Source organism: Diplocloster agilis (assembly GCF_019042275.1).
Classification (GTDB): Bacteria; Bacillota; Clostridia; order Lachnospirales; family Lachnospiraceae; genus Diplocloster; species Diplocloster agilis.
In genome coordinates this window covers 20,346-32,390 of sequence record NZ_JAHQCW010000021.1, presented here as the reverse complement: position 1 = coordinate 32,390, position 12,045 = coordinate 20,346, and the positions used below count along the sequence as shown (strand labels likewise).

Below are 12,045 nucleotides of genomic sequence, written 5' to 3'. Positions count from 1 at the left end.
TCTAAAGGGAAGAAAGGTATATTTATCATAGCACGTTCTGCCGGCGGCTAAAACCGCCATTTCTTTCCTCTGCGTTTTATGTATGTTATATTATATTTTAGAGAAACTTTAAAGACAATTATGATATCATTAAATATATATGGAAACTTTAATTATAGAAAGAAATAATACCTTCATAAAATTGGAGAAATGGCAATGAGAATACTGATTGTAGAAGATGATAAAAAACTGTGCGGCTCTCTGGCCTTCCAGTTGGAAAAGGAAGGATTTACCGTGGACCTCTGTCATGACGGCGCCGACGGACTGTGGCTGGCCGAACAGCAGGCTCACGATTTAATCCTATTAGACCGGATGCTTCCCTCCATGAGCGGGACCGACATTCTGACGGATCTGCGCAAAGAACAAATTGATACGCCGGTAATCATGATAACCGCCCTGGGTGAAGTGCAGGACCGGGTTCACGGCCTGGACGCGGGCGCGGATGACTATATCGTCAAGCCCTTCGCGTTTGAGGAGCTGATGGCCAGAATCCGCAGTATATGCAGGCGTCCCAGGCGTTGGGAGGAAACAGAGGTGCTCAAATGCGGCGACCTGGCATTTTCCCCGGAGGCAAAAACTCTGACCGGCCCCCTAAACTCCTGTTCTCTCTCCAGGCGGGAATCCGACCTGCTGGAACTGCTGATGAAAAATGCAGGCCAGACTCTGCCCAGGCAGCTGCTCATCGCCCGTGTGTGGGGCCCGGAGACAGAAATAGAAGACGGGAATCTGGATAATTACATCCATTTTCTCAGGCGGCGGTTCAAAAAAGTAGGAAGCAGCCTGCAGCTAAAAACGATCCGTGGGATCGGCTATCAATTGGAGAAAACAAATGTTTCGTAAACTTCAGACCCGTCTCTCGTTCTTTTGTATCGCGGTCACCGCGTCGATTCTGATCGCCATGTCTTTCGGGGCTTTATTGATCTCGGAAAGCGGTATGAGAAAAAATGAATCCGTCACCTTCCAGAACCATGTCAGCACCCTGCTTTCCTACCTGCGGGACCAATCGACGGTTTCCCACACCTGGGCCGCAACCGCAGAACAGACCAATGACATCTGGCTCTACATTGAGGAAAACGGCACTCCGCTCTTTTTCAATACGTCCAACGAATCCAGGCAGCGGCTGGATTTGTACCGGGAGCTTTTAAAGACCGCCTCCCACGATTACCAGTTTGACTTTTCCCAGGAATATGAGATATCCAGAACCGTCACACAGACGAGTTTTACTTATCAGGCGAATGACCGGCAGGATTACTATGTGGCATTGGGCATGATTCCTAAGGAGAACAGTTATCTTGGAATACTGATCGTGCATCCGTTAAATACTCTGAAACGCTCTGTCATGACCCAGCGTCTCCTGTTTCTGCTGCTGGATATCATAGCGCTTTTATTCCTTTCCATTTTCGCCTTTGCTTTTACAAAGCGGACGATTCGCCCTGTAGAGGAAAGCCAGCGCAGGCAGAGGGAATTTGTCGCCGCCGCTTCCCACGAACTGCGCTCTCCTTTAGCTGTTATTCTATCCGGCCTCAGCGCAATGCAAAAAGCGGATCCCCGGGAATCGGCACAGTTCGCCGCATCCATCGAGACAGAAGGGCTGCGCATGTCCCGCCTGGTGGATGATCTTTTAGCGCTGGCCAACGCGGACTCCGGAAACTGGTCCGTGCAAATGGAAGATGTGGAGCTGGATACTTTGTTGCTGGATCTGTATGAGAGATACGAACCTTTAGCCAGACATAAGGGTATTTCTTTTCATATCCTGCTGCCGGAGACAGGTTCTTTTAACTGTACCTGTGACCGGCAAAGGATCGAACAGCTCCTGTCCATCTTAATCGATAACGCCCTTTCCTATACCGTGCGCGGTACAGCCGGCGCGCCTGCACCGATCGCCCCGCCAAACGAACCGGCGGACTTACCGCGCATCGAGCTTTCGCTTAAACAATCCTTGGACCACCGGATTCTGATCCGTGTGGCGGATAACGGCCCGGGAATCCCGGATGATAAAAAATCCAGCATCTTTGAACGGTTTTACCGCGCTGACCCTGCCCATGAGGACAGGGAGCACTTCGGCCTGGGACTTTGTATCGCGGCGGAAATTGCCAAGCTTCACAAAGGAAGTTTAAGCGTCCTGGACACGCCCGGAGGAGGCGCCACTTTTGTCCTGGAGCTTCGGATGTGATTCCGGGCAAGACAGTTTTTCGAAGAGCTGTCTCCCGACAAAGGAGACGGTTAGACAAAGAGGAAGCAAAAGCCAGATGATCCTTCTCTCCGACGGCTGCAGCATAAACTCATTCCCCATCCGTACCACGACCAGAAACTCCAGAATAACGGCGGTCAGCAGCCATAGGTAAAAGCTCTTTAATGTTTTCGGCCTGCATGCTCTGTACCAGAGCAGATAGCAGCACCCGCTCAGCAGGCTGCCGCCCGCAGCCGCCAAGGCGCCTCCGGCGTAGACTGCCTGGATTCCTGTCTTCTGAGCGTATAAGAAACTTGTCAAACTTTCCACACTTCTTCGGAACCACTCCCCCCAGAATTCAAAATCGGACCAGCGGGTCGGAATCATAGATTCCGGAATTTTCAGGTTCATCCCTGACACTTTGTAGAATACCATAGAAATAATAAGAATAAAGCCAAGGCAGAACGCGGCCGCGAAGGGCTGTTTCCGGCAGCGGATCAGCCTGGCCGCCCACGGCAGGATCATGCTTCCCCCGATCAGAAGCAGCAGCAGACTGGTGGTAAAACCGGCCAGATCCACATACTTTTGCATCGGGAACATCTCTCCCTCCGCCCCCAGACGCATGGCGAACGCATATGCCTTCTCCCCATTCGGGTCTTCACCGATGGCTACGCTGATCTGATCTGCTTTGACATCCTTCTCTGCCTGCAGGATCGCCAGTTTCGCGCCCTCCATCAGACTCTCCCGCTCCGTCAGAATTCCCTGTACGGTGTACTCTGACTCACCTGCCTTTATTATCTCCCCCACAGCCTGGATGCTTCCGAATAATTCCATTGCCAGGTCCTCCGACAGCAGGCAGCCATTTTCCCCATTCTCCGTGAGCGGGTGCGTACCGGCGGCCAATAGGTTGGAATCCCCGTTTATATACACCAGATCCGCCGCTGTCTCCCGGTTGAGTTCCGGATAGGAAAGCGTTCCTTTTCGCTGGCACCAGGCGGTAAACGGTACCGGACTCTCTCTTTTTTCCTCAGCTTCCCTCAGTTTTTCAATCTCCTGCTGCGTCAGCGGCTTATCCTTCCTATCATAGACGACCGTCATCGGCAGTGTGTTCAGACTGCTGACCATCCCAAGCGTATATGCCAGGCAGACCAGGACGGCCGTCAGCAGAAGTCCGGCCATGATCTGCCGGCCAAAGGTCTTCATGATTCCTCCTTTCGCACGCGGTCACCTGTATTTACCGTTTTATTGGAGTGTACAAGCACCTCGTTACTTTCCAGGAATGCGCCTTCGACCGCCGCGTATTGATCATTCTTATCCAATATCTCCACATCCACCCGTTCCACCACGGTGATTTTCCCCAATACCGATTCTTTTTCCGAGGGCATGTAGAGAAAGTACTTTCCTTTCTCGACTCGTAAAGCCTCGACCGGAACCACCGCCGTATATTTTTTTGTGGTCCGGGATGCCTTTAACTCAGCCGTTGACGGTAATTTTTCTTTCTGCGGCGGGACATCCAGAGATATCAGCGATTGATCCGAATCCTCCCCGGCTGCCTCGATGGATTCTATACGCAGTCCGCTTACCGGTTCATATTGATCTCCAAAATCGAGGGTAACCTCGTCTCCCACGGCCAGATATTTGATCTCATTCTTTGACGCTGCCGCTTCGAACCGGTAGCCGTTAGACGTATCGGTCAGCAGGGCCGCCATGGTCGAGGAGGTGATCTGTCCTGTGGCTGTCTCCAGCTTTTTTACCACGCCATCCATGGTCGAACGTACCGCTCCGCCGTCCTCCTTTAACTGTTCTAACTTTTGTATTCTGCGCTCGATCTCTTTTTGATCCAGTTCGGCAATCGCATTGCTGTGATTGGAGGGGGAGGGCGAGGAAGCGTCCTCCACCTGCCGCCCGGCGTTCCTCATTTTTTCTTCTTTCTCCGCCACAGCCGCGTCATAGTCCTGCTTTCTTGCGTCTGTTTCTTGTTCTAACGAGTTGATATCTTGTTGTTTCTGCTCCTGCGTATACCCCTGTCCGGCATCTGCGTCCGTTTCCGGCGTTACCGTCTTATCACGGATGATATCCAATCTGGCCTGGGCGTCCGCCCAGGCTGCCTCCGCTTCCCGGATTTTACGGTCGGCTTCTTCTAACGTGTGGTCGTAATCTTCTCTGGCCCTCGCCTCCGCCTTTTGTTTTTCTTTCGCTTCCAGGGCGCCGGCGCTATTTGTATCTTTCTGCTGGTACTCCGCCTTTTTCAGTTCATCTCTCGCACGCTCCAGCTGTTCCTCCAGTTCTTCCAGATCCACTTGAAACAGGATGTCCCCTTCCTTGACCATATCTCCCTCTTTAACCTGTACACTGCTCACCTTCTGGTCCGGCAGGGTAAATACCGCCTGTTCATATTTTGGCGACAGAGTCCCGCTTAAACTGGTATCATGTTTCAAAGACATGGGCCGGATAGCCTCTGTCTTAATCCTGGCCAGAGTCAAAGCATCGGCCGCGCCGGACAGCAGCGTGCACAGTACCATCAGCGCCAAAAAGGCCGCCAGGTACCGCAATGCCTTCTTCTGTGTTGAAGACTCGCCCTTTTGACCCCATTTGATCTGCCATAGAGATTGTATTTCCATCTGCATTCAACCTTTCTATTATTATGGAATCATAGCTTCCACGTTGGATACTCTGTTGTATTCTTTTACTGCAAAAGCCGCGATTCTTTGTTCTATTCCTTTGCTGCGGAAGCCGTGACTCTTTGTTCTATTCCTTTACTGCGGAAGCCGCGATTCCCTGTTCCAGATATTCCCCGCCTGCGAAAAATACCAGAAGGGAAGGAATCAAGGTGACGACCGAGGCTACGAATGCCATACCCGCCTCTTCAAGCCCGATATTGGGCAAATATAACGACAGGGGCCACAGGCTTTTATCTTTCAGAAAAACCAGAGGCTGCTCGATCAGATTCCAGTATTCCAAAAAGCCTAACACCATGGCGGAGACGATTCCCGAGGAACCCAGCGGAACGCCGATCTTCCGGAATATGGTCCACGAACCGGCTCCGTCCACTCTGGCTGATTCAAGTATCGACTCCGGTATATTCTCGAAAAACCGGTACATCAGAAAAACCGGAAATGTGGAAAATACGGCAGGCAGGATAATCGCCGCATGGGTATCCAGCAAACGAAGCCGGTCCAGCGTCAGATAATTAGACAGCATGGTTACCTGAAACGGCATCAGCATCAGGATCACATAGAGTTGGAACAGCATTCTTTTACCCGGAATCCGCAGCCTGGCAAATCCCCAAGCCGCCGGCACCCCGGTCACCAATTGGCCGGCTAAAATCAATAGAGTTAACTTCACCGAGTTCCAGAACATTACAAAAAATTCAGGTGAGTCCAGCAGCAATTCCACATAGGACCGCAGGGTGGGATACATAGGCAGCAGCCGAAAAGATGCAAACCCGTTTTTATTTTGCATAACTGGAGCCAGATATTCCGTCACCTCTCCCTTCCCCATCAGGGAACCATCAATCAAAAAATACATCGGGATACAGACCACTGCAGCCAGGACACAAAGGAGAAGCCACAACCATACTTTTTTCATCTGCTTTTTTCCTCCTGATCCCAGAACTTTTCTAACAGCTGAATCCCAAGGAAAATGATCACGCTGACCACAACCGCTGCCGCGGATAATTTATCCAGGGATAATTCCCGAAACCAGTTATTAAACAGATGCTGTAGCAGATACATACTCTCATCCGGATAATCACCCGCCACCAGATAGGCCTCCCGGAAAACCTTGAAGGAATTCAAAAAGGCCAGCACGCTGATCGTACACAGAACCGCCCGCAGATTCGGCAGAGTAATATACCGGAATTTTTTCCACCAGCTGGCCCCGTCCACTGCAGCAGCTTCATACAGGGACTTGGGTATGGCAGTCAGCCCTGCGGTCCACAGAACGATATGATAGCCCAGGTTCTTCCAGATATAACTGCCCACCAGAATCACAAATGCGGTACTGTCATTCATCCAGTCTTTTCCGGGTACCCCAAACTGCGCCAGTATTCCATTCAGCAGTCCCTGTTTGGCAAACATCACCCGCCAGAACAGTACGATGGAAGCTACCGGTATCGCCATGGGGATCAGATAAGCGTGTTTCAGCCTGCTTTTATTGCCAAAACTCTCCGTCAGGATCAACGCTATCATCAGGGACAGCACCAACAGAAGCGGGATACAGACCAGCACAAATTTTAAGGTATTCGAGGAAGCCAGTTGAAAGGCGGAGGTCTGAAATACGGTCCGGTAGTTTTGAAGCCCGACAAAATTCTCTCCGATTACATCTGTAAATGACCGCCGGATCACATCTAAGAAGGGGACGGTTAAAAATATGCTCACTCCCACCAGGCTGGGCAGAATAAAAAGCACGCCGTCGTATCGTTTTCGTTTTATATGTCTCATCTTTTTGTCCAAACTTCGAACCTCCTATCTGAAACAAAGAATAACAGGCGTATCTCTAACTTTTCTCTAAATAGCGGCGGAAGCGCTTAACTGGGAAAAATTCATAAACCGGTTCAGACAGGTGTAATGGTAACGATCACAAATCGCTGCAGTAGCTTATATTATAATCCGCGTGCAATAAAAACAGGAAGGGGAACGGGGTTGCATGTCCCGCTCTCCTTCCTAAGTGTGAAAAAGCTAACTCATAAATTTAGAAAATATTTCAATCCATGGTTCATATATCTTACAATTACAGAACAGGAAGGAATCTGTCATTTCATTGATTTCTTCTTCTGAGAGTTCTGCAAATAATTGCGCGAATTTTAGGGTGAGTTGATCCCCAAGAGTCTCTCTCATATTTCTAATCAATATTTCTCTTGTTTCGGAAAGTCCCAAAACAAAATCCCCTTCTTCATATGCCCCGAAGACATCTGACAGATCCCAAGCATCGTCAAAAAGCATCGAGCGGTCGGTATGGTACTTATCTTTTAAAGGCTGAATCTTTTTTAAGAATCTACACCAGGCTGATTCTTCGTCGAGATAGATGGGACCTCGAAGGGACAGATCCTTGAAGTTCCAGTAGCACCAGGAATGGCCGCGTTCCTCAAAAATTGTCAGATAGTCCGTCAAAGACCGCCGTTTTCCGTCCAAGTCGCCTAACCGTCTAGTTCCGAATTCACCCACCCAGCAGGGAATGTGATGCTTTTGCATAAACCAGTCCCTTTTGTCCATGTCGGACTCCATTTTATGAATGTCTATGTATTCTCCGTTGATCCAGCCTGGATAATTAGTTGGAGTCACTGCCGCGTCACAGTAATAATGATTCGAATATACGGTATTACTGTCAAATGGGGCTTCCAGGCATTCAAAGTCCTGCGCCCAGGTATTTCCTTCTATAAATATAATATGCTCGCGGTCAATGGCTCGTATTTTTGCTGTCACATTACGGTATATCTCGTTTAATGCTCCAACTTCGATTGGGCCTGCCGCAACCGGTTCATTCATGATATCATACCCTGCCACCCAGCTTTCCCCGCAGTATCTCCCGGCGATCTCTTTCCACAGCTCATAATATCTGTTCTGACACAGCGCGTCGTAATAAATATTGACCTGCTCTGCAAAAATATTGTCACAATGCCAGTCACCGCTTTGGTATCCTTGTACGGCATGCAGATCGATTACCGCGTAAATCTCATATTTTCTGCAATATTCCAGTATCCGGTCTATCAACCGAAATCCATCTTCCAGATAGTGGTATGGATCCGCATCCGATTCAAAGTATCGGTAATTCAACGGAATTCGTACCGAATTACATCCCAACCTCTTTAGAAAGGCGATATCGTCCCCGGTCACCCATTTGTCATGTAAGCCACGGAAAAATAACTCTGTTTTTTTCTCGCCCGCAAATAACCTCATGGCTCTTCGCAGACGGTGTTCCGTGCCGGGAGTCCCGAACATGTTTGGTTCAATCAGCGCCAGATTTCCGAGATTAAACCCTTTCAGCACTATTTTCTCACCATTTTCTCTGACAATATCCGTTCCTTTAACTCTCAGCATATTGAATCTCCTGCCCTTTTAAGTCCGCCTCCGCCTTCCCGTCCGCCATGCAGATCCTGATCCATGCTTTCGCCACTTTTTTAATCTCCTCTTTCGCTTCGGTCATGATATCAATGGTATGCGTCACAGGTCCCTTTTCCTGTATTAATCTGCATGCGCTCTGCATATAAGTATAGCGGATCTGGGTTCCAATATTTACTTTGTTAATTCCCAGCCGGATCGCTTTTTTCACATCCTCTTCCGGGATTCCCGTACCACCGTGAAGAACCAGCGGAACCGTAATAGCTTCTTTCATTTCCTTTAGTCTTTTGAAATTTATTTCTGGTTTTCCGTCATAAAATCCGTGGGCCGTACCGATCCCGATGGCAAGGGAGTCAACTCCCGTCTCCTGAACCAGCCTGAGAGCGTCGTCCACCCTGGCCAGGAAATCATCCCCATCATATGTGGCTTCATAGTCCCGGCCTTTGATTCTGCCAATCTCGCCCTCTACGAAAACCCCCCGGGTATGCGCATACTCTACCACATTTTTAATCATAGCTATATTGGTCTCCAGATTTTTGTCGGACGCATCAATCATCACGGAAGGGTAACCGTTGTCTATGGCAGCGATACACAGTTCTACTGATTTCGCATGATCCAGGTGATGTATAATGGGTGACGCCGCTTTTTTCATCTGTACTGTCCCAACCGCCCCTAATACTTCCGGGCTTATGGCATTTACCGTCTTTGGGATAGATGCAAACATAATCGGCGCATGCAGTTCCATAGCAGCCTCGATCACTGCCATCTGATCCCACAAATCCGTATAATTAAACATAGGTACCGCGTATCCGCCCTGATCCGCATCTTTTAAAAGTTTTCGTAATATATTTCCATTATATATGTCCATAATCTCCTCCTCACGTACGCTTATCCGCACATATCGGTTAATTTCAGACCGGGTCAGCCTTCAGGCCCGGAATATATCTGCATGCTTCTTTCAGTATCTCAACCACTTCTGCATGGATTCCAACACAGTGGTGAATATAAGGGCCATAGATCAGTTTCCGCTCCCACTTTCCCCAGTCGTCCACCTCGATCCACAGATAGGAGCCGACCGTCCTCGGCCCCTGCGTTCCTTTTGCGCTGCCTAGGAACAGGGAATATTCTCCGTTACTGCCATCAAACCGGACAATGCTGAGATTTCCGCCTTTTAATTCCCATTCTCCCACGGCGGGGCAAAGACGGTTATAGTGATTATTCAAAACTAAACCATTCGGATCTTTGGCCAGACTTTTGGCGAACACCCCGCAATGCCAGAGAAGCTCCGCATTCGAATTCTCAGGATGGCGCATGGTCAGATCGGCCAGGAATATCTGGGTGGAATAGCGGGCTGCCGCCATTGCCATCACGGCACTTATCGCCCCGTGGATATCCGATTCACAGATAAATGGAAAGCCGTCGTCACAGACTTCGCTTAACACGAAGCATGGAGCCACGCCGATGGTTTCAATCATCGGCCCCCAACACATTGCCACTGCAGCCGAGAGATTTTCTTCCAGCGCCCATTGCTCTACCGTCAGCTTTAGGGCCGCAATCTTAAGGATTTGTCCTTCGTCCGCACATTGATTCTGAAATCCGGTTTTGATTCCCTCCGCATAGTCTAAAACATCCTTTTCCCGCTCTTTTAGACATCTGTCAAATTTTTGCTTTAATTCGGTTAAAGTGATTGGAAGGACTTCAATCCCGAATTTTTCCAGCAATTCCATCTCGTTGGATTTCACTGATGCAAATGGCGCGGGCCTGGTACCGATCTGGCCAATCCGCAGGCTGCTGAATGCCTTGACTACGCTTACCACTCCCAGGAACTTCCGGAAACCCTTGTCGAATTCCGTATCCTCTATGTCACAGTTTTCTATGTAGCTAAATTCTACCCCATACATCTTCAGATTCTTTGACGTTGCAAACAAGCCGCACTGACTGTCCCGGTATCGGTAGAAATCATCCGGATTAATATAGTCTTTCGGCCCCCACAGAAGAACCGGCCTGCCGACCTTTTTACATAATCTGGCCGCTGCTTCCTCGCTTCCAAAATTACAATGAGGTATAAAAACGGCATCTACCTCTTCACGAATAAACACCTTGGCCGCCAGATCCGCATCCTCCACGGAAAACAAAAGTCCATCATCCGTTAGTTCATCCAGAGTAATCCATTCCACGTCATATCGCGTCATAAATTCAAAAATTAATTTTTTATAACGAATCGCCTCATCCAGATTAAACGGTTTGTGTGACCATGCCGCCCGTCTTACCGGGGCAAAACCGATCCTTAGCTTTTTCTGTTTCGTAAAACAATCCAACATAACAATTTACCTCCAACCATATTTTTGAAAAATTTTCTGCATCGTCCGATAACCAGTCGCGGCATCTTTTTCCATACAACTGCTGATCGCTTCAATTGATAAATACCCGCAACCGGTTCTGTCCTCTACGTCTTTGAGCAACTTAAACAGACTGGCAGGGCTGGATTCTTCTGGAAACCGGCGTCTGTTTGGATCTGCAATGTGCAAATAGCGGATGCTCCTGCTAATTTGGGCAGTAAACGCAGCCGTCGTCTCACCGCTTTTTGCCATATGGTAAAGGTCACATACCAAGCCTGTATTTTCCAGATTTATCAGGCTGATCATTTCATATGCTTCGGACATGGTATTGATAAAATTTGTCTCTTTCTTATTCAAACTCTCCAGAAGCACAAAGGCATTTGGCAGTTCTTCCGCAAAGATACGGATGGAAGAACATAGCTGAGCATTTGCCATATCCCGGCTGTCTTCGTCAAAAAGGCTCCTTGACAAAGGGCTGCCGATGCCCAGAAAACGGATATTCAGCCGGTTTAATTTCGCGCACAGAGCTTGCGCGTATTCCATGACCTTTTTTTCATTGCTTCCTCTGCCGCATAGCCTGATATCCGGCGGCACCGCGGCATGTATGCCGATACAGGGCAGCCGCATCTGCCAAAGCCGGTCCGCCAGGCATTCCACGTCATAAAACGACAGGCGGGACAGCTCTGCCCCCGGCAGATCCACAAAATCAAATCCCGCTTTCTTAACAGCAGTCAGCCCGTTGATTGCCGTACAGCATCCCAGTTTAACCATACAATATTTTTTTCAGTCTTGCGATTCCACTCTCAAGACTGTATAAAACAGGTTTCCCAACACCGCTCAGCTTCGGTATGAGAATAGACATACTTGCCTGGGCCAGGACGATGACGTCATGCCCGCCATGTGTCTCGTTAATACAGTTCAGCACCATCTCATTATGTTTCTCGGGATTTTTCTCTTCTGAGAGGACCTGAAATGCTCCCTCGATCAGGTATGGCGTTACGGAAACTTCTTTCCCCATTTTTTCGGCGCAATGAGCGATCAGCCGGCAGCTTGGCGCCAATGTGGTGGCCACCGTCCCGTATACCGCTATCCTGGAACCATTGTAGGCTGCAGCCTCTGCCATCGGTTCATCGATCTTTAAGGCCGGTATGCCGGCTGACTTTATCGCTTCGTCGAAAGCTTCGCCGACGGAGGAGCAGGCATTTAACACCACATCCGCCTTCATTTGCTCCGCCGCCTGTACGTACAGGCGCATCCTGTTTATGATGGAGTCATAGATCCCATTATGGTCGATCACATCCTGAAGGAAGCGTTCGTCTATAATATTGTGAATATCTGCATCGGGGATCTCCATTCGTATCTGCCGGTCAATGATTTCCCTAACGGCCAGGCTTGTATGTATGACTGCTATTTTTTTCTGCATAATTTTCCTCCTTGC

General features: G+C 49.2%; 11 protein-coding genes. 2 read left to right on the top strand and 9 right to left on the bottom strand.

Annotated elements, in window-relative coordinates; all coding sequences use genetic code 11:
• Window positions 1-195: 195 nt before the first annotated feature.
• Entirely contained in the window at window positions 196-879 is a 684-nt protein-coding gene (locus KTH89_RS13105) for a response regulator transcription factor (RefSeq protein ID WP_238722010.1), read from the top strand.
• On the top strand, window positions 869-2,212 hold the full coding sequence (locus tag KTH89_RS13100; protein WP_238722009.1) for a sensor histidine kinase: 1,344 nt from the start codon (window positions 869-871) through the stop codon (window positions 2,210-2,212). The genes KTH89_RS13105 and KTH89_RS13100 overlap by 11 nt, the downstream gene beginning before the upstream one ends.
• Here KTH89_RS13100 and KTH89_RS13095 read toward each other — a convergent pair.
• The 9 genes from KTH89_RS13095 to KTH89_RS13055 form a co-directional block, all read right to left on the bottom strand.
• Complete coding sequence (locus KTH89_RS13095) at window positions 2,153-3,412, bottom strand: ABC transporter permease (RefSeq protein ID WP_238722008.1); 1,260 nt, start codon at window positions 3,410-3,412, stop codon at window positions 2,153-2,155. The genes KTH89_RS13100 and KTH89_RS13095 overlap by 60 nt on opposite strands.
• Entirely contained in the window at window positions 3,409-4,830 is a 1,422-nt protein-coding gene (locus tag KTH89_RS13090) for an efflux RND transporter periplasmic adaptor subunit (protein ID WP_238722007.1), read from the bottom strand. The genes KTH89_RS13095 and KTH89_RS13090 overlap by 4 nt, the downstream gene beginning before the upstream one ends.
• A gap of 127 nt (window positions 4,831-4,957) precedes the next feature.
• On the bottom strand, window positions 4,958-5,797 hold the full coding sequence (locus tag KTH89_RS13085; RefSeq protein ID WP_238722006.1) for a carbohydrate ABC transporter permease: 840 nt from the start codon (window positions 5,795-5,797) through the stop codon (window positions 4,958-4,960).
• Window positions 5,794-6,663 (bottom strand): carbohydrate ABC transporter permease, encoded by an 870-nt coding sequence (locus tag KTH89_RS13080; RefSeq protein ID WP_330656689.1) that lies wholly within the window; start codon window positions 6,661-6,663, stop codon window positions 5,794-5,796. The genes KTH89_RS13085 and KTH89_RS13080 overlap by 4 nt, the downstream gene beginning before the upstream one ends.
• A gap of 225 nt (window positions 6,664-6,888) precedes the next feature.
• The gene (locus KTH89_RS13075) at window positions 6,889-8,247 is read right to left on the bottom strand and encodes a glycoside hydrolase family 5 protein (RefSeq protein WP_238722005.1); all 1,359 of its coding nucleotides are present in this window, start codon (window positions 8,245-8,247) and stop codon (window positions 6,889-6,891) included.
• Window positions 8,234-9,136 (bottom strand): class II fructose-bisphosphate aldolase, encoded by a 903-nt coding sequence (locus KTH89_RS13070; RefSeq protein WP_238722004.1) that lies wholly within the window; start codon window positions 9,134-9,136, stop codon window positions 8,234-8,236. The genes KTH89_RS13075 and KTH89_RS13070 overlap by 14 nt, the downstream gene beginning before the upstream one ends.
• Window positions 9,137-9,179: 43 nt before the next feature.
• Entirely contained in the window at window positions 9,180-10,589 is a 1,410-nt protein-coding gene (locus KTH89_RS13065) for an L-fucose/L-arabinose isomerase family protein (RefSeq protein WP_238722003.1), read from the bottom strand.
• A 6-nt stretch (window positions 10,590-10,595) separates the two neighbouring features.
• Window positions 10,596-11,378 carry a sugar phosphate isomerase/epimerase family protein gene (locus KTH89_RS13060; RefSeq protein ID WP_238722002.1) on the bottom strand — a complete coding sequence of 261 codons (783 nt, stop codon included), beginning with the start codon at window positions 11,376-11,378 and terminating at the stop codon, window positions 10,596-10,598.
• The gene (locus KTH89_RS13055) at window positions 11,371-12,030 is read right to left on the bottom strand and encodes an aspartate/glutamate racemase family protein (RefSeq protein ID WP_238722001.1); all 660 of its coding nucleotides are present in this window, start codon (window positions 12,028-12,030) and stop codon (window positions 11,371-11,373) included. Before KTH89_RS13055 ends, KTH89_RS13060 begins: the two co-directional genes overlap by 8 nt.
• Window positions 12,031-12,045 lie beyond the last annotated feature (15 nt).